The following is a 22,648-nucleotide window of genomic DNA, read 5'->3' on the forward strand; positions in this document are numbered from 1 at the left end:
GGCGCGACTGCGGCGCGCCGACGGCCTTCGGCTCCGACCCTAGCCCAGGACGGGCGCCGCCGACAGCACCGGGCGGATGGAATCGCGCCCCCGCCCGCGCCACCCGGCCTCACCCGTTCGGGCGGGGCCTCAGCCCACCTGCCGGCCCTGCGCCCAGACCCCGCGCACCATCGGCGTGTCGTCGAGCCTGCCCACGCGCACCACGTCGGCGCGCGCGCCGGCGGCGATGGTGCCGCGATCCGTCAGGCCCGCCGCGGCTGCGGGCGCCGCGGTCACCGTGCGGATGCCGCGCGGCAGGTCGCCCCAGAGCGCGCCCAGCCGGAACGCCCCCAGCATGAGCGAGGAGGGGATGTAGTCCGAGGACAGGATGTCGAGCCGGTCCGCCTTCGCCAGCGCCTCGGCCGCCACGTTGCCGGAATGCGAGCCGCCGCGGATCAGGTTCGGCGCGCCCATCATCACCCGGATGCCGTTCTCGTGGCAGGCATGGGCGGCCTCCTCGGTGGTCGGGAACTCGGCCAGCTGCACGCCGTAGCCCGCGCTGACCGCGACCTGTTCGGCGGTGGTGTCGTCGTGGCTCGCCAGCACCGCGCCGAGCCGGCCCGCCGCCGCCACCGCGCCCGCCTCGTGCGCCTGCCCGAAGCGCGCCTGAAGCCCGCGGAGGGTCGCGAGGTGCACCTGGAACTCCTCCTCGCCGAGCCCCTTCTTGCCCATCACGTAGGCGCGCAGCTGGTCCTCGTCGCGGAACTGCCGCTGGCCCGGGGTGTGGTCCATGAGCGACAGGATGCCGACACGGTCCTCGGGGCCGAACTCGTCGAGCTCCTCGAGCAGTGTCTCGGAACAGATCTCCGCCCGCAGGTGCAGGAAGTGGCTGATGCGCAGGGCGCCGCGGTCGCGCAGGTCGAGAAGCTCGCGCGAAACGGGGCGGGCGTACCTGCGGTAATCTGTCCGGTCGCCCGACACCACCGAGCCCACGCGCATGGCGTCGAACACGGTGGTGATGCCGGCGCTGGCGAGCTCGCCGTCATGGGCGAGGATCGCGGTCGCGTGCGGCCAGTCGACCTTGGGCCGCGGCTCGATGTGCCGCTCGAGATTGTCGGTGTGCAGCTCGATCAGGCCGGGAATCAGGTGGTCGCCGTCGCAATCGATCGCGCCCGCCACCGAGGAGGTGCCGCCGATCTCGGCGATGCGGCCGTCCTCGAGGCGCAGCGACCCGTGGATCACCTCGTCGTCCAGCACGATGCGCGCGTTGCTCAGAATGGTCTCGGTCATCTTGCTCTCTTTCCCGCGTCCTGCTTCATGGGACCCTGACACCGGAACGTGACAGAGGACCGTCAGTCTCGCCCCCATGACAGGCTTCGAACGATACGCCCTCTACTATGCGCCCGAACCCGGCGCACTGGCCGATTTCGGCGCCTCCTGGCTCGGCTGGGACGCCGGCGCGGGCATGTCCCGTCCGCATCCCGACCTGCCCGCCCTGCCGGTGCCCGTGGCGGACCTGACCGCCACGCCGCGCAAGTACGGCTTCCACGGCACGCTGAAACCGCCCTTCCGCCTCGCCCCCGGCAGCACGCCCGCGGCGCTGCACGCGGACGCCGCGGCGCTCTGCGCGACGCTCGCGCCGGTCACGCTCGGCGCCCTGCGGCTCGCGCGGATCGGCCGGTTCCTCGCCCTCGTCCCCGAGGGCGGGGAGGAGGGGCTCGCGGCGCTCGCAGCGGCGCTGGTGCGCGGGCTCGACGCCCATCGCGCGCCACCCACCGAGGCCGAGAGCGCCCGGCGCCGCGCCGCGCGCCTCTCGCCGCGGCAGGAGGCCCTCCTCGCGCGCTGGGGCTATCCCTACGTGATGGAGGAGTTCCGCTTCCACCTGACGCTGACCGGGCCGCTCGATCCTGCGACGCGCGACGCGACCGAGGCGGCGCTCGGCCCGGTGCTCGCGCCGCTCCTGCCGCGCCCGTTCCGGATCGGGTCGGCCTGCCTCTTCGGAGAGGCGCCGGACGGCCGCTTCCACCTCGTGCATCGCTACGCGCTCACCGGCTGAAGGGCGGCGAGGAAGGCCGCGATGCCCGCCTCGACCGATCCCGAATTGTCGACCACCGCCACCGGCAGCCCGGCCGGTAGCCCCGCATCCGCGCGGGCAAGCCGCGCCGCGATGTCCGCGGGGTCCTCGCGCCCGCGCGCCGCGAGCCGCGCCGCCAGCACCTCGGGCCGGGCGGTGACCAGCACGGCGCGGAGGCCCGGCAGGCGCTCCCGGGCCTCGCCCAGCGCCTGGCGCGAGCCGTTGAAGAGGACGAGCCGCCCCGCTCGCGCCGCGTCGAGCGGCGCGGCCGGGATGCCGTAGCGCAGCCCGTGCGCCCGCCAGTGGAGCGCGAAATCCCCCGCGCGCACCCGCGCCTCGAAGGCCTCGGGCGTCAGCGCCTCGATGTCCTCGCCGCCCGCGCCGGGCGCGCGGGTCACCACGCGGCGCACCAGCACGATGCCGGGCCGCCGCGCCGCGGCCGCCGCCATCAGCGTGTCCTTGCCCGCGCCCGAGGGCCCGACGACGGCGATGACGCCCCCCCTCATGCCGCGCGGGCCGGTGCGAAGGCGGTCACGTCGACCTCGCGGTCGGCCACGCGGGCCCGCGCCTCCGCGTCGTGGAAGATGCCGATGATGGCCGCGCCCGACGCCTTCGCCTCGTCGATCAGGTCGAGCACGACGGCGCGGTTCACCGGGTCGAGACTCGCGGTCGGCTCGTCGAGAAGGAGCGCGGGGCAGGTGCGCGCGAAGCCGCGCGCGATGTTGACCCGCTGCTGCTCGCCGCCCGAGAAGGTCGTGGGCGACAGCTGCCAGAGCGGCTCGGGCACGTTCAGCCGCGCCAGCAGCTCCTCGGCGCGCGCGAACGCGGCGGCGCGGTCCAGACCGGTGGCAAGGCAGGGCTCGGCCACCACCTCGCGCGTCGGCACCCGCGGCACCACCCGCAGGAACTGGCTCACGTAGCCGAGCGTCGCGCGCCGCAGCGCCAGCACCTCGCGCGGCTCCGCCGAGGCGACGTCGACGCCGTCCACGAGGATCTGCCCCGACGCGGCGCGGTAATTGCCGTAGATCATGCGCATCAGCGTCGACTTGCCCGACCCCGAGGCGCCGGTCAGCGCCACGCACTCGCCGGGCGCCACGCTCAGGGTGGCTCCGCTCATCACCCGCAGCACCGCGCCGCCCTGGTTGTGCAGCGTGAAGGTTTTCGACACGTCCCGTAGCTCGATCATCCCGGTTCCCTTCGCGGGGCGCCGCGGCCCCTGCTTCTTCTTGGCCAAAATATCCCGGGAGCGCGAGGGCAGCGCCCTCGCTCCCCCGCTCTCAGACCTGCAGCACGCTCGAGACGAGGAGCTGCGTGTAGCCGTGCTGCGGGTCGTCCAGGACCTGGTCGGTCAGGCCCGCCTCGACCACGCGGCCGTCCTTCATCACCATGAGCCGGTCGGCAAGCAGCCGCACCACCGCGAGGTCATGGGTCACCACCAGCGCCGACAGGCCCATCTCGCGCACGAGGCCGCGCAGGAGGTCGAGGAGCCGCGCCTGCACGCTGACGTCGAGGCCCCCGGTCGGCTCGTCCATGAAGACGAGGCGCGGCCCGGTCACGAGGTTGCGCGCGATCTGCAGCCGCTGCTGCATGCCGCCCGAGAACGCGCGCGGACGGTCGTCGATGCGGTCCGCAGCGATCTCGACCCGGCCGAGCCAGTCGCTCGCCGTCTCGCGGATGCGCCCGTAATGCCGCGCGCCCACCGCCATCAGCCGTTCGCCCACGTTGCCGCCGGCGCTCACGCCCATGCGCAACCCGTCCCGCGGGTTCTGGTGCACGAAGGCCCAGTCGGTGCGGCCGAGCATGCGGCGCTCGGGTTCGGACAGGCGCAGGACGTCGACGGGCCCGCGGTCGCGGGTGTCGAAGATCACCTCGCCCGCATCGGGCACGAGGTGCCCCGCAAGGCAGTTCAGGAGCGTGGACTTGCCCGATCCGCTCTCGCCGACGATGCCCATGACCTCGCCCGGCCAGAGGTCGAAGCCCACGTCCGTGCAGCCGATCCGCGTGCCGTAGCGCCGCCCGAGGCCGCGCACGGAGAGGAGGGGGGCCGGCGCGGGCACGGCCGTGTCCGCGGGGATGCCGATGTCGGGATGTCCTGTCATGCGCTGTCTCCCGTCTCGCTCGCCTCGCGGCGCGTGGCGCAGTAATCCGTGTCCGAGCAGACGAACATCCGCCCGCCGGTATCGTCGGTGACCACCTCGTCGAGGTAGCTGTCGGTCGCGCCGCAGAGCGCGCAGGCGGCGTCCGCCTTCGTCGCCTCGAACGGGTGGTCCTCGAAATCGAGGCTCACGACCCGCGTGTGGGGCGGGATCGCGTAGATGCGCTGCTCCCGGCCCGCGCCAAAGAGCTGCAGCGCGGCGGTCTCGAGCTTTGGATTGTCGAATTTCGGGATCGGCGAGGGATCCATCACGTAGCGGCCCTCGACCTTCACCGGGTAGGCGTAGGAGGTGGCGATGTGGCCGTGCCGCGCGATGTCCTCGTAGAGCTTCACGTGCATGAGCCCGTATTCCTCGAGCGCGTGCATGCGCCGCGTCTCGGTCTCGCGCGGCTCGAGGAACCGCAGCGGTTCCGGGATCGGCACCTGGTAGACGAGGATCTGCCCGTCGCGGAGCGGCGTCTCGGGAACGCGGTGCCGGGTCTGGATCACCGTCGCCTCGGTCGTGCGCTCGGTGGTCGCGACCCCGGCCATGCGGGCGAAGAAGCGGCGGATCGACACCGCGTTCGTGGTGTCGTCGGCGCCCTGGTCGATGACCTTGAGCGTGTCGTCGGGCGTCAGGCAGGCGGCGGTCACCTGCACGCCGCCGGTGCCCCAGCCGTAGGGCATCGGCATCTCGCGGCTGGCGAAGGGCACCTGATAGCCCGGGATCGCCACCGCCTTGAGCAGCGCGCGGCGGATCATCCGCTTGGTCTGCTCGTCGAGATAGGCGAAGTTGTAGCCCGCGCCGGAGCGGGCGTCGTCGTCCTGAAGGTCACGCATGGCGGCCCCCTTTCGCGGTGTCTCGGTTCCGGGTCATTCCGCGGCCTCCTGTCGGGCGGGGCCCGCCGCGGCCTCGGCCTCGCGGCGCAGCCGGCGCACCAGTTCCAGCTCGGACTGGAAATCGACGTAATGCGGCAGCTTGATGTGCTCGAGGAACCCCGTCGCCTGGATGTTGTCGGCATGGGCCAGCACGAATTCAGCGTCCTGCGCCGGCGCGCCCGTGTCCTCCTCGCCGAGTTCCTGCCAGCGCAGGGCGCGGTCGACGAGCGCCATCGAGATCGCCTTGCGCTCGGTCTGCCCGAAGCTCAGCCCGTAGCCGCGGGTGAACTGCGCGGGCTCGGTGCGCGAGCCCGCGAACTGGTTCACGGTCTCGCATTCGGTGACGACGATCTCGCCGATCTCGACGGCGAAGCCCAGCTCGGGCAGCTCCATCTCGACCGCGACGGTGCCGATGCGCAATTCCCCCACGAAGGGATGGTTGCGCCCGTAGCCGCGCTGCGTCGAATAGGCCATGCCCAGCACGAACCCCTCGTCGCCGCGCGCCAGTGCCTGCAGCCGCAGGGCCCGGTCGGCGGGAAACTCCATCGGCGTGCGCGTCATGTCGGTCGGCGTTTCGTCCGAGGCCGGCTCCTGCTGGATCAGCCCGTCCCGGCCGAGCGTCGCGGTGATGCGGGGCATCGGCGTCCCGGAGGCCTGCGCGGTGGCGGCAGGCTCGGGCGGCGGGACATCCTCTGCCGCCAGCGCGAAATCGAGCAGCCGGTGCGTGTAGTCGAAGGTCGGCCCCAGCACCTGCCCGCCCGGCGCGTCCTTGAACGTCGCGCTGATGCGGCGGTCGCAGGCCATGGCGCCGGTATCGACGGGTTCGGACGCGCCGATGCGCGGCAAAGTGGTGCGGTAGGCCCGGACGAGGAAGATCGCCTCGATCAGGTCGCCCCGCGCCTGCTTGATCGCGAGCGCCGCGAGGTCGGGGTCGTAGAGCGATCCCTCCGCCATCACGCGGTTCACGGCGAGGCTCATCTGCTCGCGGATCTGCGCGACACCCAGCTCGGGCACCTCCGCGTCGCCGCGGCGTTCCTCCGCGAGCCAGCGATGGGCGTTGTCGATGGCGCGTTCGCCGCCTTTGACCGCCACGTACATCAGGACACCTCCAGCCGGGTCGAACGGGGGAGCGCCGCGAGCCGGTCGCCCGCGGTCAGGAACAGGTCGACCCCGAGCGGGAAGCGCGCGGCATTGGCGGCGAGCGCCGCGGGGTCGGGCAGGTCGAGATGCGCGGCGCCGTCGATCCCCGGACCCGTCAGGCGGGTGCCCGAGGCCGAGAGGCCGTCGCGCTCGACGATCAGCGTCGCCGAACGGTCGGGATAGTCGGGCGTGCCGACAGGGAAGGCGTCGAGCGGGCCGAGCGCCTCCCACGTGCCGAGGGCGAAGTGCGCCTCGCCGCGCGGCACCAGCGGGCAGCCGAGGTGGAAGGCCACCCACCTTCGCAGCGCCGGCCCGTCATGGCCGGGCGCGAGGAAGAGCGGCGTCTCGGCGTCGCAGCAGGTCAGCATCAGCGCGGCGGCCGCCGGCGAGAGCGGCGCGGGCCCCCGGGCGCCGGTCACCTGCACGATGCGTCCGGGCCGCGACATGGCGTCGAGCGCGGCGCGGAAGACCAGCGCCGCCTCGCGCGGCGGATCGGCGAAACCGCCGGAAAGCGCGTCTTGCCGCATCAGTCCTCTCCCCTCGCGAGCGTGAAGAAATCGACCTTGGTGGCCGCGGCCTTGCCGGCGCGGGAGGCGCGGCGGTCCGCTTCGGCCCCGGCCAGCGGGTCCAGCACGACGCGGCGCACCTCGTCGGCGCGGCCGCCCTGCAACAGCGCGTCGCACAGGGCCGCGCGCCGGGCATGGGCACGGTCGCGCCCCTGCACGCAGGCATGGCCCACCTCGCCGGTCGCGAGACGCAGCGCGCAACGCGTCACGGTCATCTCGCCGAGGTTGAAGGGCGCGCCGGTGCCGCCCATCCGGCCGCGCACCATGACGGCGCCGGTCTCGGGCGGGCGCAGCCAGTCGGCCTGCGGCATCTCGCCGAGCGCCGCCGCGCAGGCGGCAAGCGCGTCGGGCCGGGCGCGCGCAAGAAGGCCCATCCAGGCCCTGCGGTCCGCCGTCGCGGTGATGTCTTCGGTGCCGTCCATGCCGCTCCTTGCCGTCCCTTGCGATTGCCTATACAACTAGACAAGTCGATACGCCCGGGCACCGAGTCGGGCAAGCCCCTACCGCGTGAAGATTTCATGACGACGCACGACCAAGCGACGCCCGGCACGGCGCGGACACCGATCTGGAAGGCGATCGCCGACCGGCTCGAGGCCGAGATCGCGCAGGGGCTCTATCCCCCCGGCGCGCAGCTGCCGACCGAGGCGGTCCTGTCCGCGCGGTTCGGGGTCAACCGCCACACCGTGCGCCGCGCGCTCGGCGATCTCGGAACCCGCGGCATCGTGCGCTCGCGCCGCGGCGCGGGTGTATTCGTGGCGTCGGTGCCGACCGACTACCCGCTCGGGCGGCGGGTGCGCTTTCACCGCAGCCTCGCCGAGGGCGGACACCTGCCGGAACGCCGCGTGCTGCGCGTCGAGACACGGCCCGCGACGCCGCGCGAGGCCGAGGTGCTGCAGCTCGGCCCGGACGACCCGGTCGTGGTATACGAGGGGCTCTCGCTTTCCGACGGGCAGGTGATCGCGCTTTTCGAGACGGCCTTTCCCTCGGCCCGCCTGCCCGGCATCGCCGAGGCGCTGGCCCGGCACACCTCCGTCACCGAGGCGCTGCGCGCCGCGGGCGTCGACGATTACGTGCGCGCCGAGACCCGCATCACGGCCGAGCGGGCGAACGCCATGCAGGCGCTGCATCTCGGCCTCGACGAGGGCGACCCGATCCTCCGGACGGTGTCCCGCAATGACGACCTCGCGGGCGTTCCGGTCGAGCATGGCAATGCCTGGTTCGCGGGCGACCGGATCGCGCTGACCCTCGCGGGCAGCGGCCCGTGACCGCCGATCAGCCCCCGTAGCGCTCGAGGAAAGCCTCGGCCGACAGCTCGCGGAACTCGGGCAGGCGGGCCCGCAGGGTGTCGTGATCCCAGTCCCACCAGGCGAGGCGGCGCATCCGCTCTGCCACGTCCTGCGGAAAGCGTGCGCGCAGGGGCACCGCGGGCACACCCGCGACGATGGTGTAGGGCGCCACGTCCTTGGTCACCACGGCGCCCGCGGCGACCACCGCGCCGTCGCCCACGGTGATCTCGGGCCGCACCACCGCCCCGTGACCGATCCAGGTGTCGTGGCCGATCCAGGCCCGCCGCGACCGCCGCCGGTCGAAGAAGTCGGCATCGGCCTCCGCGTCGTCCCAGTAATCGCCCGAACGGTAGAGGAAGTGGTGCAGCGAGGCGCGGTCCATCGGGTGATCGGTCGGCCCGATCCGGGTGAAGCTCGCGATGTTGGCGAACTTGCCGACCCCGGTATTGGCGATGTCGGCGTAGCGGTCGCAATAGGAATAGTCGCCGATCGTCGAATGCGCCACGCGGCTGCCGCGGCCGATCTCGCAGAACCGGCCGAACGTGGTGTCCGTGATCTCGCATTCGGGGTGGAGGAAGGGCGCGTCGGCCGTGAGCCGCGCCATCACGTCCCCCGGATCAGCCGGCTGCGCAGCCACCCCGACACGGTGTCCATCACCATGACCATGAGCACGATCAGGACGATGTAGTAGGTGACCTCCTCCCAGTCCTTCTGGGTGATGATCGCCTGCGTCAGCAGGAGCCCGATGCCGCCGCCCGTGATCGCGCCGATGATCGTCGCCGAGCGCGTGTTCGATTCGAGGTAGTAGAGGATCTGCGAGATGAGCACCGGCGTGATCTGCGGGATGACGCCGAACCGCGAGCGCTGCAGCGCGTTGGCGCCGGTCGAGCGGACGCCCTCGATCTGGCGGCCGTCGACGTTCTCGAGCGATTCCGAGAAGAGCTTGCCGAAGGTGCCGGTGTCGGTGAGCAGGATCGCCAGCGTGCCGGTGAGCGGCCCCGGCCCGAAGGCGCGGGACAGAAGGATGGTCCAGATCAGCGCGTCGACCCCGCGGGCGAAGTCGAAGACGCGCCGCACCGCGAAGCGGAGCGCCACGAGCGGCGCGAAGTTGCGGGCGGCGGCAAAGGCCAGCGGCAGCGCCACGAGCGCCGCGCCCATCGTGCCGAGGAAGGCCATCAGGATCGTCTCGCCCAGCGCCCAGACCACGTCCGCGTGCCGCCACATCGGGTTGCCCCAGAAATCCTGCCAGGCGCCGGCGATGTTCGACCGATCGGGGTCGATCCGGTCGCCGAAGAGGATCTCGAGCGGCCCGTGTCCGTGATAGGGTGAGGACAGCGTGAAGAAGAACAGCTCCCACCCCGCGAAGTAGCGGAAGACCTCGTTGCGGGTGCGGGTCAGCGACACGCGTCCGGCCTCGGTCGTGATGTCCACCCGCGCGTTCGAGGCGGAGATGAAGTCGGGCACGCTGCCGTCGGGGGTCTCGAGGACGATCCGCCGGCCGTCATGGCCCGCGGTCACGAGCCCGTAGCCCGGGATGTCGTAGCGCACGTCCGCCCCCTCGAAGACGACCACGTGGCCGTCGTCGAGAACGATCTCGGTCCGGTCGCTGCCGAGGCTCACCCAGTCGGGCGCCTCGCCCGCGGGATAGGTGCCCTGCCGTTCGCCCTCGATCGCCACCTCGACGTCGCCCGAGCGGTTGTCACGCGTCACGTGGGTCTTGTAGCTCCACGTGTCCGACAGGAGCGTCACCATGTTGTCGACGCGCAGCCGGTTCGCGAGGCCCGCGATGTCGAAGGCGAAGAAGATGTAGACCAGATAGGCGAGGATCGCCGCGGGGATCGCGAGGGCCACGAGCCGCTGGCGCGCGATCCGCGCCACAGCGAGCGCGCGCAGGTCGGGTCCGGTGGCGACGTCTGCGGAATGGGTCATGCCTTGCCTCCGTGCACGAGCCTGTGGCGCGCCATGCTCGACAGCTGGTCGAAGAGCACGATCGTCGCGAAGAGCATGAGGAAGATCGCGGCGCTTTCGGCGAACTGCCCCTGCCCCCAGGTGATGGCGTTCTTGAGCTCGTAGCCGATGCCGCCCGCGCCCACGAAGCCGAGGATCGCCGAGGCGCGCACGTTGATCTCGAAACGCAGAAGCGCGTAGCTCAGGAAGTTCGGCGCCACCTGCGGCAGGACGCCCAGATGCATCTGCTGGAGCCACCGCGCGCCGGTCGAGCGCAGGCCCTCCACGGGCTTGAGGTCCGCGTTCTCCGCCACCTCGGAAAAGAGCTTGCCCAGCGCGCCGGCGGTATGGATGGCGATGGCGAGCATGGCCGGGACGGGCCCGACCCCCATGAGGAAGATCAGCACCAGCGCGATGACGATGTCGGGGATCGCGCGCATGATGTCCATCAGGCGGCGGAAGACCGGGATCGCCCGGGGCCAGAGCGCGAGCCCCCGAGTGGACAGAAGCGCCAGCGCGATGGCGACCGACGCGCCGATCAGGGTCGAGACGGCGGCGATGTTGATGGTCTCGACGAGCGCCGGGAAGAAGTCGACGAAATGGCCCGGAAGTTCCGACACGTTCTGCCATGCCTCGCCGACCACGTCGGCGGGAAAGTCGAGGATCTGCGGGAAGCCCTGGATGAAGCCGCCGGCGTTGCGATCGTTCGCGACGCTGAAGCCCGCGACCATGAGCGCGACGAACACGATCAGCAGCGCGAAGGAATAGGCACGCTTGCGCCGCACCATCGCCAGGTAGGTCTCGTGGATGTTCGCGGATGCCGGCGCACCGCGGTCGGCAATGTCAGCCATGGTGGGTCCCGAAAAAAGGACGGCGGGCCCCGCGTCGCGGGACCCGCCGAAAGGTTTCGTCGATCAGTTGGACTCGGCCCGGCGGACCTCGATGATGGTCTCGTAGGCGTCGTGGCCGATCGGGGTGAAGCCCGCGGTCTCGCCCGCCGCCACGCCGTAGGCGCAGTCCGCGTCCGTCTCGTGCAGGTTCTGGACCAGCTCGATCATCGTGGTCTTCACGTCCTCGGGCAGCGCCTTGCGCAGCACGACCGGGCCTTCCGGGATCGGCTTGGACTTCCAGATTTCCTGGATCGAGTTCATGTCGACGATGCCCGCGTCGGCCGCCTTGCGCAGCGCGCCGGAATTGTAGCCGTCTTCCCACGCGCCGAGGCCGTCGGCCCAGGTCACGCCGGCGTCGATGTCGCCGTTGGCGACGGCGACGATGGTCTGCTCGTGGCCGCCGGTGAACTTCACCTCGCCGAAGTATTCCTCCATCGGCGCGCCCAGCTCCTGCGGGATCTCGACCTGCGGGATCAGGTAGCCCGAGGTGGAGTTCGGGTCACCGAAGCCGAACACCTTGTCCTTGGCGTCCGCGAGGCTCTCGATGCCGCTGTCGGTGCGGGCGAAGCCGATCGAATGGTAGGAATAGGAGCCGTCGAGGTTGGTCTTGACGAGCACCGGCTCGACCGCCTCGGGGTCCTGAACGTAGACGCCGGCATAGGCCGAGGCGCCGAGCCACGCCATGTCGATGGTGCCGCCGAGGAGGCCCTGCATCACGCCGTTGTAGTCGGCGGGCGCGAAGAGCTTGACCGGGACGCCCAGAGCCTCTTCGGCGTAGCCGCGCAGGCATTCGTTCGATGCGAGCCGGTCCTGGGCGTTCTCGCCGCCGAGCAGGCCGATGTTGAATTCCTGGACGTCCTGCGCGGCGACGGGCGCGGCGAGCGCGGTGCTGGCGAGGGCTGCTGCGATCAGATGCTTCATGGATCACTCTCCGTTGGTTGCCGGCCCGGCCGATGCGGGTCCGGTCAGTGAAATCGGTTCGTAGGGTTCAGACCACGGCCGCGGCGTCGCGCATGGCGGCCTCGGCATAGGGGTCGCGGATCTCGGTCGAGGTCGCGGCCTCGGAGAAGTCCGCGCCGGCCCCGTAGATCTCGCGCGCGACGCTTGTGGTCAGCTGTTCGGGCACACCGTCGAAGACGATGCGGCCGAGGCGCATCCCGATCACGCGGTCGCAGTAGCGCCGCGCCGTGTCGAGCGTGTGCAGGTTGGCGATCACGGTGCGGCCGTCTTCCTCGTGGATCCGCCGCAGCGCTTCCATCACCGTCTGCGCGTTCATGGGGTCGAGCGAGGCGATCGGCTCGTCCGCAAGGATCATCCGCGGGTCCTGCATCAGCGCGCGGGCGATGGCGACGCGCTGCTGCTGGCCGCCCGACAGCGCCTCGGCCCGCTTCGGCGCATGCTCGGCGATGCCCAGCCGGTCGAGGATGTCGATGGCACGGTGGATGTCGGCGCGCGGGTACAGGTTGAACATCGTGGCGACGGTCGAGCGGCGGCCGAGAGTGCCGTGCAGCACGTTCGACACCACGTCCATGCGCGGCACGAGGTTGAACTGCTGGAAGATCATCGCGCAGTCGGACTGCCAGTCGCGGCGCTCGCGCCCCGTCAGGCGCAGAACGTCGCGGCCCTCGAACAGCACGCGGCCCTCGGTCGCGTCGGTCAGCCGGTTGAGCATCCGCAGAAGCGTGGACTTGCCGGCGCCGGACGCGCCGATCACGCCGATCATCATCGGCCGGTCGACCGTGAAGGTGGCAGCGTCCACGGCGGTTGCCGCGCCGAAGCGCTTCGTCAGATCGTGGACTTCAAGCATGCATCCCCCGAGCGTTACGGGGGGCTTATGCGTCGGCGGCCATGAACCTCGTGTGTCGGTTGCTTGAACTTATTGTAACGGAAGGCCGCCGCCCGGACGCGCCCGTTCAGGTGCGTGACAGCGTCTCGACGCTCAGGATCGTCGGCAGGTGGCGCGCGATCTCGGACCAGTTCTTGCCCGCGTCCAGGCTGGCGAAGACCGATCCCGAATTCGTGCCGAAATAGACGCCGGCGGGCTCGGCGCGGTCCGTCGCCATCGCCTGCCGCAGCACGGTGAAGAAGCAGGACCGCTGCGGCAGGCCCGCGCGCTGGGCGGTCCAGCTGTCGCCGGCATCCTCGGACTTCCAGACCGCCGCGGCGGCGTCGGGCGGGTAGCGGCCGGCGGAGTCGCCGTTCAGCGGCAGCGTCCAGATCGTCCCGGGGCGCGCGGGATGCACCGCCACCGGAAAGCCGAAGGTCGAGGGCAGCCCGGGTGTCACGTCGTCCCAGCTGCGCCCGCCATCGCGCGAGCGGAACACGCCGTGGTGGTTCTGCTGGTAGAGCAGGTCGGTTTCGCCCGACGCCCGGACGATGTTGTGCACGCAATGCCCGATCTCGTGCCCATCGCCGCCGGCGGGATGGTCGGGGGGCGGCACCGCGTTCGAGCGACGGTTGCGACGCTCCCACGTGGCCCCGCCGTCCTCGCTGGCGAAGACGCCCGCGGCCGAGATGCCGAGCCAGATCCGCCCGGGCGCCTCGGGCGCGGTGACGATGGTGTGCAGGGTCAGGCCCGCCCCGCCCGGCTGCCATTCGGCGGCGGAGGGATGGTCGGTCAGCGCCTCCACCCGCTGCCAGCTGTCGCCGCGGTCGCGGCTGACGAAAAGCTGCGCGGGCCGCGCCCCGGCCCAGAGCGCGCCGTCGGCCCGCGCGAGCGACCAGATCGAATCGAGAAGCCCGCTGAACGGCGCCTCGGGCGCGGGCGTCATCCCGAAGGTCCTGGCCATCTCGGGATCCGCCGCGATCCAGGCGTCCATCTTGCCGTCCGACAGCTTGGCGAGCGTCCACGACGCGCCGCCGTCGGTGGAGCGCCAGATGCCCGCCCCGGTCCAGTCGTTGCCGCCGCCCGCCCAGAGCGTGCCGCTGTCCGGATCGCCGATCACATGGTTGACGGACCAGCCGTCGCAGAACGGGCCGCGCACGGACCAGTCCGCCGCCCCGTCGATGAGGAACGCGCCCTTCGTGGTCCCGACGAGCACCGTCACGTCCCGCGCCATCGTCCCGCACTCCCGCTGCCGCGACGGCGAGCCTACCACGCGGAAGCGAGTCGCGGGCGCGCTAATGCGCCCTGCCTGGTCAGTCGCCGCGCGTGACGGGAAAGGCGCGCGTCGTCTCGTTCCAGCCGTCGACGCTGCAGCGGGCACGCACGTGCAGCTCGCTCGTGCCGTCCGGCATCATCACCGAGGACAGCGAGCGGGTGAACGGCTGCTCCGTCAGGTGCGGGTGCAGAAGCTCGCGCGTGCCGAGCACGCGGCCTTCCGCGTCCTCGATGCGCCAGGCATCGGCGTAGTGGTCCCAGCCCGTGTCCGCGTGGCGCAGCGTCACCGACACCCGCCAGCCCATCCCGGTCTTCTCGGCGGACATGGCCACCACCTCAACCGGGTCGGCCCCGGCACCGGTGCCGGCACCGAGCAGCGTCGCGAGCCCCGTCGCGATCAGCGCAAGTTTCATGGCCTTTCCCCCCGGCCTTGTTTCGTCGTCACTTAGCACCGCCTGCCGCGCCATGCCCGTCACCTTTGCGTGTCGCGTGCCGGGGCGCGCGGGCCAGCAGAACCTGCCGGGATTCCGACGCGAACTCGCGGCGCAGGATCACCGCGAGCGTGGCGACCGTGGCCGCCAGCAACGCCAGCGGCCCCAGAAGCCATGCCGACGCGGCGATGCCGAAATAGACCGACCTCAGCCCGCGGTTGTAGCCCCGCGCGGCGGTGATGTTGATCTCGGCCGCCTGCGCGGCGCGCGGATAGGCGTCGGGATCGTCGGGATTGTTCGGCACCGCCGCCATCAGCACCGCGCAATATCCGAAGAGACGGTGCGCCCACACGAACTTGAGGAACGCGTTGGCGGCAAAGACCAGCATGAGGATCACCTTGACCTCCCACACGAAGGTCGGGTCGGTGGCGAGCCTCAGGTCCTCGGCCACCCCGCCGAGAAGGTCGGCATTGCCGATCAGGGCGAAGCCGCCGCCGATCGCGATCATCGAGGCCGAGGCGAAGAAGGCCGTGCCCTGCCGCAGGTTGGACACGATCTGGGAATCGAAGATCCGCGGCTGTCGCGTCACGAAATGCACCATCCATTCGCGCCGGAACGCCGCCATGAGCTGCGACACCGAGGGGCGCGCGGCGGGCGGATGCTCGATCACCCGCGTCACCGCCACCCAGGACACGAACAGGACCCCGAGCGCCACGAGGTCGAGGGTCGAGAAGATGTCGATGCGGTCCGCCAGTGTCATGCCGCCCCCTCGCGCCTCAGAACGGCTTGGCCACCACGACCCACAGGACCGCCACGACGCCCACCACGCTGACCTCGTTGAAGATGCGCAGGAAGCGGTCGCTTTCGCGGAACTCGCCGCGGCGGCCGCGCAGCACCATCACCCCGGTCCAGCCGTAATGCACGACAAGGAGCCCCACGAGACCGAGCTTGAGCCACGCCCAGCCCGGCATGCCGAGCAGGCCCGCGAGCCAGAGCCCGGTGACGAGCGCGATCACCCCGAGCCCGGCGGAAAAGCGGTAGAGCCGGATCGTCAGGTCGCCGAGCGGCCCGAACTCGCCGAGCCGCGCCTGTTCGCGCTTCCAGTAGATGAGCGCGCGCGGCACCGCGAAGATGGAGGTCATCCATCCCATGACGCACAGAAGATGCACGATCTTGATCCAGGTCATGGCGCTAGACGTGCGCGAAAGCGACAGGGGGCGCAAGAGGCAGGAGGGTGCCTCTGGCCGCCGGGGCGATCCGGCGGGGCGCGCGGCACGGTGCGGGGGGCTCCGCGTCGCGCGCCACCGGGCGGCGCGCCTGTCCCCCCGGGTATCCCGCGGCGCCACAACGCGGTGGCCAACCCCGGGGTCGGGAGATACATTCGGCAGGCAGGGAGGGACCGCTGATGCAGATGCCAGAGCCCGATGCCGCGATCCTGGCGCGCAAGGACGACATCGTCGCCAAGCTGTGCCGGATCCTGCCGCCGGACGCCGTGATCTCGGACGAGGCGGAGACGCGCGCCTACGAGTGCGACGCGCTCACCGCCTATCGCTGCCCGCCGCTCGCCGCGGTGCTGCCGCGCACGACCGAGGAGGTCGCGGCGGTCCTGCGGCTCTGCCATGCCGAGGGCGTGCCGGTCGTGCCGCGCGGGTCGGGCACCTCGCTCGCCGGCGGCGCGCTGCCCACCGCGGATTGCGTGATCCTCGGGGTCGCGCGCATGACCGAGGTGCTCGAGACCGATTACGACAACCGCTTCATCCGGGTGCAGACCGGGCGCACCAACCTGTCGGTCACCGGCGCGGTCGAGGAGCGCGGCTTCTTCTACGCGCCCGACCCCTCCTCGCAGCTGGCCTGCGCCATCGCCGGCAACATCGCCATGAACTCGGGCGGCGCGCATTGCCTGAAATACGGCGTGACGACCAACAACCTCATGGGCGTGACGATGGTGCTGATGGACGGCACCGTCGTGGAGCTCGGCGGCGCGCATCTGGATGCGCCCGGGCTCGACCTTCTCGGCCTCGTCTGCGGCTCGGAGGGGCAGCTCGGCGTCGTCACCGAGGCGACGCTGCGCGTCCTGCCCAAGCCCGAGGGCGCGCGGCCGGTGCTGATCGGCTTCGCGTCGAACGAGGTGGCGGGCGCCTGCGTCTCGGACATCATCCGCGCGGGCGTGCTGCCGGTGGCGATCGAGTTCATGGACCGCCCCTGCATCCGCGCCTGCGAGGCCTTCGCCAAGGCGGGCTATCCCGACTGCGAGGCGCTGCTGATCGTCGAGGTCGAGGGCAGCCCGGCGGAGATCGACCACCAGCTCGGGCTCATCGCGGAGATCGCGCGCGGCCACGACCCGGTCGAGCTGCGCGAGGCGCAGGACGCCGACGAGGCGGGCCGCATCTGGCTCGGGCGCAAGTCGGCCTTCGGCGCCATGGGCCAGATCAACGACTACATGTGCCTCGACGGCACGATCCCGGTCTCCGAGCTGCCGCACGTGCTGCGCCGCATCGGCGAGATGTCCCGCGCCGCGGGGCTCGACGTGGCGAACGTGTTCCACGCGGGCGACGGCAACATGCATCCGCTCATTCTGTTCGACGCCAACCGGCCCGGCGACCTCGAACGCTGCGAGGCGCTCGGCGCCGACATCCTGCGGCTCTGCGTCGAGGTGGGCGGCTGCCTGACCGGCGAGCACGGCGTCGGCATCGAGAAGCGCGACCTCATGGGCGACCAGTACGCGCCCGCGGACCTCGAATGCCAGATGGCGGTGAAGGACGTGTTCGATCCGCGCTGGCTCCTGAACCCGGCGAAGGTGTTCCCGCTCGCGGTGTCGGGGACCCGGCGCACCGGCGCGGCGCGGATGGCGGCGGAGTGAGCCGTCCCGACCGCTGCGCGCCCCGCGGCCGCCGACCGGGGCGCTGCCCCGGACCCCGGGATATTTCGACCAAGAAGAAGCGGCGGGCCGGTCCTGCGGGGACCCGGTCCGCCGGCGAAGGGAGGGCAGCGGCATGCGTCCGGAGAGCGAGGAAGAGCTGAGCGCGATCGTCGCCGGCGCGCGGGGACCGATCCGCGTGCGGGGCGGCGGGACGCGCGGTCCCGGCGAGACGGCACCGGGCGAGGTGCTGGAGACCGGCGGGCTGTCCGGCATCGTGCTGCACGAGCCGGGCGCTCTGACGCTGGTGGCACGGGCAGGCACGCCGCTCGCCGGGATCGAGGCGGCGCTTGCCGCCGAGGGGCAGCGGCTGGCCTTCGAGCCCCCGGATCTGCGCGGGCTCCTCGGCACCGCGGGAGAGCCCACGATCGGCGGCGCGGTCGCCACGAACGCCTCGGGGCCGCGGCGCATCCAGGCGGGCGCCTGCCGCGACTTCCTCCTCGGGGTGCGGTTCGTCGACGGCACCGGCGCGGTCGTGCGCAATGGCGGGCGGGTGATGAAGAACGTCACGGGCTACGACCTGGTGAAGCTCATGGCCGGGAGCCGCGGCACGCTCGGGGTGCTGACGGAGGTGGCGCTGAAGGTGCTGCCGGTGCCCGAGACCGAGGCGACGCTGGTGCTGCACGGTCTTCCGGATGCCGCGGCGGTCGCGGCGCTCGCCACCGGGCTCTCGGCGCCCTACGAGGTCACCGGCGCGGCGCACCTGCCCGGCGCGGGCCGCACGCTGCTGCGGATCGAGGGCTTCGCGGCCTCGGTCGCCTACCGGGCGGACCGGCTGCGGGCGCTCTTTCCCGAGACGGCGCAGGAGGTCGAGGCCGACCCCGGGGCGTCGCGCGCGCTCTGGGCCGGGGTGCGGGACGTCGCGGCGTTCCACGGACGGGCGGGCGATGTCTGGCGGCTGTCGGTCAAGCCGTCGGACGCGCCGGCGCTCGCGGCGCGGCTCGGGGCCGAGGCTCTGGTCTACGACTGGGGCGGCGGGCTGGTCTGGGCGCTTCTGCCCGAAGGCACCGATGCGCGGGCGCGGCTCGGCGCGTTCGCGGGCCACGCGACGCTGGTGCGCGGCAGCGCGGCGACGCGCGCCGCCCTGCCGGCCTTCCATCCCGAGCCCGCGCCGGTGGCGGCGCTGTCGCGCGGCCTGCGGCAGCGGTTCGACCCGCGCGGCGTGCTCAATCCCGGGCTGATGGACGCCTGAGGCGCGCCGCGACCCCGAAAGCGATGAAGAAGACCTGACGACATGCAGACCACATTCACCAAAGAGCAGCTGGCCGATCCCGACACGCGCCGGTCGAACGAGATCCTGCGGGCCTGCGTGCATTGCGGGTTCTGCACCGCCACCTGCCCGACCTACCAGGTGCTGGGCGACGAGCTCGACAGCCCGCGCGGGCGCATCTACCTGATCAAGGACATGCTCGAGAACGCGCGGGTCCCGGACGAGAAGACCGTGCGCCACATCGACCGGTGCCTCTCGTGCCTCGCCTGCATGACCACCTGTCCCTCGGGCGTGCACTACATGCACCTCGTCGACCATGCCCGCGCCTATATCGAGGACCATCACCGGCGGCCCTGGCGGGACCGCGCGCTGCGCTGGGTGCTCGCGCGCATCCTGCCGCATCCGCGGCGCTTCCGGGTCGCGCTGCTGGCGGCCCGGATCGGCCGGCCGTTCCGGCGGCTGATGCCCGACGCGCGTCTGCGCGCGATGCTCGACATGGCGCCGGCGACAATCCCGCCGGTCAGCCGCAACGACGACCCGCAGACCTTTCCGGCGCAGGGCCCGCGGCGGATGCGGGTGGCGCTGATGACGGGCTGCGCGCAGCGCGCGCTCAACACCGACATCAACGACGCGACGATCCGGCTGCTGACGCGGCTCGGCTGCGAGGTGGTGATCGCGGACGGCATGGGCTGCTGCGGCGCCCTCACGCACCACATGGGCAAGACCGGCGAGAGCCACGCATCGGCGGCGCGCAACATCCGCGCCTGGACGCGCGAGATCGCGCGCGGCGGGCTCGACGCCATCGTCATCAACACCTCGGGCTGCGGCACGACGGTCAAGGATTACGGCCACATGTTCCGCACCGGGCCCCTGGCCGGGGACGCCGCCCGGGTCGCGGGACTGGCGCGGGACGTGAGCGAGGTGCTGGCAGAGCTGGTCGAGGCCCGCCCGGACGGCGCGGAGCAGCCCGCGCGCGCGGGCATCGCCGGGACCGACGCCGCGCCCGGGCGGGGCGTGTTCGGGCCCGAGGCGGCCGAGGGGCGCGGGCTGCGCGTGGCCTACCACGCCGCCTGCTCGCTGCAGCACGGCCAGAAGATCAAGACGCAGCCCAAGGACCTGTTGCGGCGCGCGGGCTTCGAGGTGGTGGAGCCCGCGGACAGCCATCTCTGCTGCGGCTCGGCGGGCACCTACAACCTGATGCAGCCCGAGATCTCGGCCAGGCTCGGGGCGCGCAAGGTGCGCACGCTCGAGGCCCGCGCGCCGCAGGTGATCGCCGCCGGCAACATCGGCTGCATGATGCAGATCGGCGGCGGCACCGACATCCCGGTCGTGCACACCGTCGAGCTGCTCGACTGGGCGACCGGCGGGCCGAAGCCTGCGGCCCTGACACGCGGCTGAGGGCCCCGCGGACGGGCCGGCGGAATGCCGCCGCCCGCCCCCGGCCGCGCCGCATTTTCGCCCAAGCGCCGGGATAGCCTAGGGGGAACAGGAAGAGAGGGACAGGCGTGCGGCGACTGGCGATGGGTCTGGGGTTGGCGATGGCGATGGCGACGGGCGCGAGCGCGGCGGGCCTGCTGTCGCTCGGGTCGTTCGAGAAGGGGCGCGCCTGGGACGCGGTGGGCCGGCTCGAGATCGGCGGCACGGCGTTCTGCACCGGCGCCCTCGTGGCACCCGACCTCGTCCTGACCGCCGCGCACTGCCTCTACGACCAGGCCACGGGGACCCGCGTGCCGCCCGAGGACATCCAGTTCCTCGCGGGCTGGCGGAACGGGCGCGCCTCGGCCTACCGGCACGTGCGCCACGCGGTGCACCTGCCGCAGTACCGCTACGACGCGCCCGCCGACGCGGCGCGGGTACGCAACGACGTGGCGCTGCTGCGCCTGCAGCACCCGATCCGCAACACCACGATCGAACCTTTCGGCACCGAGGCGCAGCCGGAGAGCGGTGCGGAGATCGGCGTCGTCTCCTACGCCCACGACCGCGCCGAGGCGCCGAGCCTGCAGGAACGTTGCGCCGTGCTGTCGCGGCAGGAGGGCGTCGTCGTCATGTCCTGCAGCGTCGACTTCGGCTCGTCCGGCTCGCCCGTCTTCTCCTTCGCGAGCGGAACGCCGCGGATCGTGTCGGTGGTGTCGGCCAAGGCCGACGCGGAGGGCCGGCCGGTGTCGCTGGGCGTGGCGCTCGACGGGCCGCTCGACACGCTGGTGGACGAGCTCGACCAGCTGTCCGGCCTGACCGGCATCCCCGGCACGCGCACGGTGACCGCGGGCAGCCGGACCGGCACCGCGGCCAAGGTCGTGCGCCCCTGACCGCGCGTCCGTCCCGCTCTTGACAGGCCGGGGCGCCGTTCCCACATCGCCACCGCGAGACGCCGCAAGGGTCTCGGACCACAGGGCGCCTGTCCCATCGCGGGAAGGCGCGTCACCATACGTTATCGCTCATCGGAGGATGACCATGCGCAGCTTCGACTTCGCACCGCTCTATCGGGCCACCGTCGGTTTCGACCAGATCGCCGACCTCATGGACCGTGTCCTGGCCAACGACGTGGGCCAGCCCACCTACCCGCCCTACAACATCGAGAAGACCGCCGACGATGCCTACCGCATCTCGATCGCGGTGGCCGGCTTCTCGGAATCCGACCTCGGCGTCGAGGTGAAGGACCACGCGCTGGTCGTGTCCGCGCGCAAGGCCGAGGACGACCAGGACCGGACCTACCTGCACCGCGGCATCGCGACCCGCGCCTTCGAGCGCCGCTTCCACCTCGCCGACCACGTGCGCGTCACCGGGGCGAGCCATGTCGACGGCATGCTGCACATCGACCTCAAGCGCGAGATTCCCGAGGCGCTGAAACCGCGCCGGATCGAGATCGCCAAGGCCGACACGGTCACGACCGGCAAGGACGTGGTGGACGCAGACACCGTCAACTGACGCGTCGCGCCCCGATCCGCAGACGAAGCCCCGGCGGACGCGCCGGGGCTTTTCCGTGTCGCAGGTCGCGCGGCGTCAGCCCGGCAGCTTCCAGACGTCGGCGAGGATCTTCTCGGGCTCGGGCAGGCGCGCCTCGGCCGGCGCGTCGTAGAGCACCAGCACGCCCTTGTCCTCCTCGGGCCAGTTCACGAGGCCCTCGGGATGGTCGACCGCACCGCGATAGGGCATCTCCATCACGTGGGTGACCCGCTCGGGCGGCACGCAGGCGGACCGGGTCTCACCCATGAAACCGTGCCAGCGCAGGATGTCTGACCGCCCGTCGCCGGCCCCCGTGGGCCCGGTCAGGATCAGCAGGTCGTCGCCGTCCACCTCGAGGTCGCGGATGCCCTCGCCCGCGGTCGGCACCAGGTGCTTTCGGTAGCGGCGATCGCCGTCGATGCGCCGCGGCTTGAGGAACCCGTCGCCGTCGACCTTCATCTCCAGCTCGAGGATGACCGCGTGGTCGCGCAGCACGGGCCCGCGCAGGCCCAGCCACACCCGCATGCCGCGCCCGACCATGCCTTCGATGTCGAAGCCGTATTCCTTGGACGGGATCGTCAGGCTCGGCCCGAGATGCGGGTCGTCCTCGAGCCAGCCGATCAGCTTCGACGACTTCTTCTTCAGCTCGATCCAGGTGGCGCGGCGCGCACCGTCCTCGCCCACGGGCGCGTAGCCGTCGGGGTTCGCCTTGAGCGGGATGCGCCCGAGGAAGTACCGGTTCGGGTCGCGCTTGATCTTCGCCATCTGGGCGAGCCCCTCGACGGGGTCGTGCTCGGCGGGCTTGAACTTGCCCCGCTTCAGCGAGTGCGAGCCGGTGATCCAGAGCCACTGGCCGTCGCAGTCCAGGCCCTCGATATCCATCTCGCCGCCCGGTCCGTCCGGCAGGTCGATGAAGTCGCCGAGGTTGAAATGCGTGTGGTTGCCCCAGCCGCCGTCGGGGGTCAGCCGGTCGACACCCGCGGTCTCGTCGCAGCAGACGAACAGGCTGTCGCCGCAGCGCGTGGCGGACGAGATGTCCTTGTGGATCGCGTCGTCGACATGCTCGATGTCGTCCATGTGCTGGAACGACAGCGTGATGGTGCGGTGCGGCTTGAGCTCTGCCATGGCGATCCCCCTCGGTGCGCGTGCAGC

The 22,648-nt window shown here is 72.1% G+C and carries 25 protein-coding genes; 7 read left to right on the forward strand and 18 right to left on the reverse strand.

Annotated features, from left to right (window positions below):
• Positions 1–129: 129 nt before the first annotated feature.
• The gene (locus tag RISW2_RS16115) at positions 130–1,269 is read right to left on the reverse strand and encodes an alpha-D-ribose 1-methylphosphonate 5-triphosphate diphosphatase (RefSeq protein WP_043773151.1); all 1,140 of its coding nucleotides are present in this window, start codon (positions 1,267–1,269) and stop codon (positions 130–132) included.
• Positions 1,270–1,345: 76 nt separating this feature from the next.
• Between RISW2_RS16115 and RISW2_RS16120 the strand changes: the two genes are divergently transcribed.
• On the forward strand, positions 1,346–2,035 hold the full coding sequence (locus RISW2_RS16120) for a DUF1045 domain-containing protein (RefSeq protein WP_043773152.1): 690 nt from the start codon (positions 1,346–1,348) through the stop codon (positions 2,033–2,035).
• Here the strand turns inward: RISW2_RS16120 and phnN are convergent.
• From phnN to phnG, 7 genes are all read right to left on the reverse strand, one after another.
• Positions 2,017–2,559: a phosphonate metabolism protein/1,5-bisphosphokinase (PRPP-forming) PhnN gene (gene phnN, locus RISW2_RS16125; protein ID WP_043773154.1), complete on the reverse strand. Its 543-nt coding sequence runs from the start codon at positions 2,557–2,559 to the stop codon at positions 2,017–2,019. The two genes, RISW2_RS16120 and phnN, sit on opposite strands and share 19 nt — an antisense overlap.
• Entirely contained in the window at positions 2,556–3,239 is a 684-nt protein-coding gene (gene phnL, locus RISW2_RS16130) for a phosphonate C-P lyase system protein PhnL (RefSeq protein ID WP_043773155.1), read from the reverse strand. Before phnL ends, phnN begins: the two co-directional genes overlap by 4 nt.
• A 91-nt stretch (positions 3,240–3,330) precedes the next feature.
• The gene (phnK, locus tag RISW2_RS16135) at positions 3,331–4,152 is read right to left on the reverse strand and encodes a phosphonate C-P lyase system protein PhnK (RefSeq protein WP_051492105.1); all 822 of its coding nucleotides are present in this window, start codon (positions 4,150–4,152) and stop codon (positions 3,331–3,333) included.
• Positions 4,149–5,027, reverse strand: a complete 879-nt coding sequence (locus tag RISW2_RS16140; protein WP_043773157.1) for an alpha-D-ribose 1-methylphosphonate 5-phosphate C-P-lyase PhnJ — start codon at positions 5,025–5,027, stop codon at positions 4,149–4,151. The genes phnK and RISW2_RS16140 overlap by 4 nt, the downstream gene beginning before the upstream one ends.
• A 33-nt stretch (positions 5,028–5,060) precedes the next feature.
• On the reverse strand, positions 5,061–6,164 hold the full coding sequence (locus tag RISW2_RS16145; protein ID WP_043773159.1) for a carbon-phosphorus lyase complex subunit: 1,104 nt from the start codon (positions 6,162–6,164) through the stop codon (positions 5,061–5,063).
• On the reverse strand, positions 6,164–6,733 hold the full coding sequence (gene phnH, locus RISW2_RS16150) for a phosphonate C-P lyase system protein PhnH (protein ID WP_043773161.1): 570 nt from the start codon (positions 6,731–6,733) through the stop codon (positions 6,164–6,166). Before phnH ends, RISW2_RS16145 begins: the two co-directional genes overlap by 1 nt.
• Positions 6,733–7,194: a phosphonate C-P lyase system protein PhnG gene (phnG, locus tag RISW2_RS16155; protein ID WP_043773163.1), complete on the reverse strand. Its 462-nt coding sequence runs from the start codon at positions 7,192–7,194 to the stop codon at positions 6,733–6,735. The genes phnH and phnG overlap by 1 nt, the downstream gene beginning before the upstream one ends.
• Positions 7,195–7,290: 96 nt before the next feature.
• Here phnG and phnF point away from each other — a divergent pair, with 96 nt between their 5' ends.
• The gene (phnF, locus tag RISW2_RS16160; RefSeq protein ID WP_043773164.1) at positions 7,291–8,037 is read left to right on the forward strand and encodes a phosphonate metabolism transcriptional regulator PhnF; all 747 of its coding nucleotides are present in this window, start codon (positions 7,291–7,293) and stop codon (positions 8,035–8,037) included.
• Positions 8,038–8,044: 7 nt separating this feature from the next.
• Here the strand turns inward: phnF and RISW2_RS16165 are convergent, their stop codons facing one another.
• The 9 genes from RISW2_RS16165 to RISW2_RS16205 all read right to left on the reverse strand — a co-directional run bounded on the left by RISW2_RS16165 (position 8,045) and on the right by RISW2_RS16205 (position 15,613).
• Complete coding sequence (locus RISW2_RS16165; protein ID WP_043773166.1) at positions 8,045–8,662, reverse strand: LbetaH domain-containing protein; 618 nt, start codon at positions 8,660–8,662, stop codon at positions 8,045–8,047.
• Complete coding sequence (gene phnE / locus RISW2_RS16170) at positions 8,662–9,987, reverse strand: phosphonate ABC transporter, permease protein PhnE (protein WP_051492106.1); 1,326 nt, start codon at positions 9,985–9,987, stop codon at positions 8,662–8,664. Before phnE (RISW2_RS16170) ends, RISW2_RS16165 begins: the two co-directional genes overlap by 1 nt.
• The gene (phnE, locus tag RISW2_RS16175) at positions 9,984–10,856 is read right to left on the reverse strand and encodes a phosphonate ABC transporter, permease protein PhnE (RefSeq protein ID WP_043773168.1); all 873 of its coding nucleotides are present in this window, start codon (positions 10,854–10,856) and stop codon (positions 9,984–9,986) included. Before phnE (RISW2_RS16175) ends, phnE (RISW2_RS16170) begins: the two co-directional genes overlap by 4 nt.
• A 63-nt stretch (positions 10,857–10,919) precedes the next feature.
• Positions 10,920–11,816, reverse strand: coding sequence for a phosphonate ABC transporter substrate-binding protein (phnD, locus tag RISW2_RS16180; protein WP_043773170.1), 897 nt, complete (start codon positions 11,814–11,816; stop codon positions 10,920–10,922).
• Positions 11,817–11,883: 67 nt separating this feature from the next.
• The gene (phnC, locus tag RISW2_RS16185; RefSeq protein ID WP_043773171.1) at positions 11,884–12,702 is read right to left on the reverse strand and encodes a phosphonate ABC transporter ATP-binding protein; all 819 of its coding nucleotides are present in this window, start codon (positions 12,700–12,702) and stop codon (positions 11,884–11,886) included.
• A gap of 106 nt (positions 12,703–12,808) precedes the next feature.
• Positions 12,809–13,954: a WD40/YVTN/BNR-like repeat-containing protein gene (locus RISW2_RS16190; protein ID WP_043773173.1), complete on the reverse strand. Its 1,146-nt coding sequence runs from the start codon at positions 13,952–13,954 to the stop codon at positions 12,809–12,811.
• Positions 13,955–14,033: 79 nt separating this feature from the next.
• Complete coding sequence (locus tag RISW2_RS16195; RefSeq protein ID WP_051492107.1) at positions 14,034–14,408, reverse strand: hypothetical protein; 375 nt, start codon at positions 14,406–14,408, stop codon at positions 14,034–14,036.
• Between the two features lie 28 nt (positions 14,409–14,436).
• A complete protein-coding gene (locus tag RISW2_RS16200; protein ID WP_051492108.1) occupies positions 14,437–15,186 on the reverse strand; it encodes a DUF599 domain-containing protein in 750 nt (249 codons plus the stop codon).
• Between the two features lie 16 nt (positions 15,187–15,202).
• The gene (locus RISW2_RS16205; RefSeq protein ID WP_043773175.1) at positions 15,203–15,613 is read right to left on the reverse strand and encodes a CopD family protein; all 411 of its coding nucleotides are present in this window, start codon (positions 15,611–15,613) and stop codon (positions 15,203–15,205) included.
• A 218-nt stretch (positions 15,614–15,831) separates the two neighbouring features.
• On the opposite strand from RISW2_RS16205, the gene RISW2_RS16210 reads away from it, so the two are divergent.
• The 5 genes from RISW2_RS16210 to RISW2_RS16230 all read left to right on the forward strand — a co-directional run bounded on the left by RISW2_RS16210 (position 15,832) and on the right by RISW2_RS16230 (position 21,478).
• Positions 15,832–17,286, forward strand: a complete 1,455-nt coding sequence (locus RISW2_RS16210; RefSeq protein WP_043773176.1) for an FAD-linked oxidase C-terminal domain-containing protein — start codon at positions 15,832–15,834, stop codon at positions 17,284–17,286.
• A 133-nt stretch (positions 17,287–17,419) separates the two neighbouring features.
• Positions 17,420–18,535 (forward strand): FAD-binding protein, encoded by a 1,116-nt coding sequence (locus RISW2_RS16215; protein ID WP_043773178.1) that lies wholly within the window; start codon positions 17,420–17,422, stop codon positions 18,533–18,535.
• 42 nt (positions 18,536–18,577) lie between these two features.
• On the forward strand, positions 18,578–19,951 hold the full coding sequence (gene glcF, locus RISW2_RS16220) for a glycolate oxidase subunit GlcF (protein WP_043773179.1): 1,374 nt from the start codon (positions 18,578–18,580) through the stop codon (positions 19,949–19,951).
• A gap of 107 nt (positions 19,952–20,058) precedes the next feature.
• The gene (locus RISW2_RS16225) at positions 20,059–20,859 is read left to right on the forward strand and encodes a trypsin-like serine peptidase (protein WP_043773180.1); all 801 of its coding nucleotides are present in this window, start codon (positions 20,059–20,061) and stop codon (positions 20,857–20,859) included.
• Between the two features lie 145 nt (positions 20,860–21,004).
• Entirely contained in the window at positions 21,005–21,478 is a 474-nt protein-coding gene (locus tag RISW2_RS16230) for an Hsp20 family protein (protein ID WP_043773181.1), read from the forward strand.
• A 75-nt stretch (positions 21,479–21,553) separates the two neighbouring features.
• Here RISW2_RS16230 and RISW2_RS16235 read toward each other — a convergent pair whose 3' ends face one another.
• On the reverse strand, positions 21,554–22,621 hold the full coding sequence (locus RISW2_RS16235) for a DUF3616 domain-containing protein (RefSeq protein ID WP_043773182.1): 1,068 nt from the start codon (positions 22,619–22,621) through the stop codon (positions 21,554–21,556).
• Positions 22,622–22,648 lie beyond the last annotated feature (27 nt).

The organism is Roseivivax isoporae LMG 25204 (genome assembly GCF_000521865.1).
In the GTDB taxonomy this organism is placed as follows: Bacteria; Pseudomonadota; Alphaproteobacteria; order Rhodobacterales; family Rhodobacteraceae; genus Roseivivax; species Roseivivax isoporae.

Bases quoted from the DNA above. Each gene is read 5' to 3' on its own strand.
- RISW2_RS16120 (WP_043773152.1), top strand. From the start codon at position 1,346: ATGACAGGCTTCGAACGATACGCCCTCTACTATGCGCCCGAACCCGGC.
- RISW2_RS16195 (WP_051492107.1), bottom strand. From the start codon at position 14,408: ATGAAACTTGCGCTGATCGCGACGGGGCTCGCGACGCTGCTCGGTGCC.
- RISW2_RS16165 (WP_043773166.1), bottom strand. From the start codon at position 8,662: ATGGCGCGGCTCACGGCCGACGCGCCCTTCCTCCACCCCGAATGCGAG.
- glcF (WP_043773179.1), top strand. From the start codon at position 18,578: ATGCAGACCACATTCACCAAAGAGCAGCTGGCCGATCCCGACACGCGC.
- RISW2_RS16190 (WP_043773173.1), bottom strand. From the start codon at position 13,954: ATGGCGCGGGACGTGACGGTGCTCGTCGGGACCACGAAGGGCGCGTTC.
- phnE (WP_043773168.1), bottom strand. From the start codon at position 10,856: ATGGCTGACATTGCCGACCGCGGTGCGCCGGCATCCGCGAACATCCAC.
- RISW2_RS16145 (WP_043773159.1), bottom strand. From the start codon at position 6,164: ATGTACGTGGCGGTCAAAGGCGGCGAACGCGCCATCGACAACGCCCAT.
- RISW2_RS16235 (WP_043773182.1), bottom strand. From the start codon at position 22,621: ATGGCAGAGCTCAAGCCGCACCGCACCATCACGCTGTCGTTCCAGCAC.
- phnD (WP_043773170.1), bottom strand. From the start codon at position 11,816: ATGAAGCATCTGATCGCAGCAGCCCTCGCCAGCACCGCGCTCGCCGCG.
- RISW2_RS16215 (WP_043773178.1), top strand. From the start codon at position 17,420: ATGCGTCCGGAGAGCGAGGAAGAGCTGAGCGCGATCGTCGCCGGCGCG.
- RISW2_RS16200 (WP_051492108.1), bottom strand. From the start codon at position 15,186: ATGACACTGGCGGACCGCATCGACATCTTCTCGACCCTCGACCTCGTG.
- phnC (WP_043773171.1), bottom strand. From the start codon at position 12,702: ATGCTTGAAGTCCACGATCTGACGAAGCGCTTCGGCGCGGCAACCGCC.
- RISW2_RS16210 (WP_043773176.1), top strand. From the start codon at position 15,832: ATGCAGATGCCAGAGCCCGATGCCGCGATCCTGGCGCGCAAGGACGAC.
- phnK (WP_051492105.1), bottom strand. From the start codon at position 4,152: ATGACAGGACATCCCGACATCGGCATCCCCGCGGACACGGCCGTGCCC.
- phnF (WP_043773164.1), top strand. From the start codon at position 7,291: ATGACGACGCACGACCAAGCGACGCCCGGCACGGCGCGGACACCGATC.
- RISW2_RS16205 (WP_043773175.1), bottom strand. From the start codon at position 15,613: ATGACCTGGATCAAGATCGTGCATCTTCTGTGCGTCATGGGATGGATG.
- RISW2_RS16230 (WP_043773181.1), top strand. From the start codon at position 21,005: ATGCGCAGCTTCGACTTCGCACCGCTCTATCGGGCCACCGTCGGTTTC.
- phnG (WP_043773163.1), bottom strand. From the start codon at position 7,194: ATGGACGGCACCGAAGACATCACCGCGACGGCGGACCGCAGGGCCTGG.
- phnN (WP_043773154.1), bottom strand. From the start codon at position 2,559: ATGAGGGGGGGCGTCATCGCCGTCGTCGGGCCCTCGGGCGCGGGCAAG.
- phnH (WP_043773161.1), bottom strand. From the start codon at position 6,733: ATGCGGCAAGACGCGCTTTCCGGCGGTTTCGCCGATCCGCCGCGCGAG.
- phnL (WP_043773155.1), bottom strand. From the start codon at position 3,239: ATGATCGAGCTACGGGACGTGTCGAAAACCTTCACGCTGCACAACCAG.
- RISW2_RS16115 (WP_043773151.1), bottom strand. From the start codon at position 1,269: ATGACCGAGACCATTCTGAGCAACGCGCGCATCGTGCTGGACGACGAG.
- RISW2_RS16140 (WP_043773157.1), bottom strand. From the start codon at position 5,027: ATGCGTGACCTTCAGGACGACGACGCCCGCTCCGGCGCGGGCTACAAC.
- phnE (WP_051492106.1), bottom strand. From the start codon at position 9,987: ATGACCCATTCCGCAGACGTCGCCACCGGACCCGACCTGCGCGCGCTC.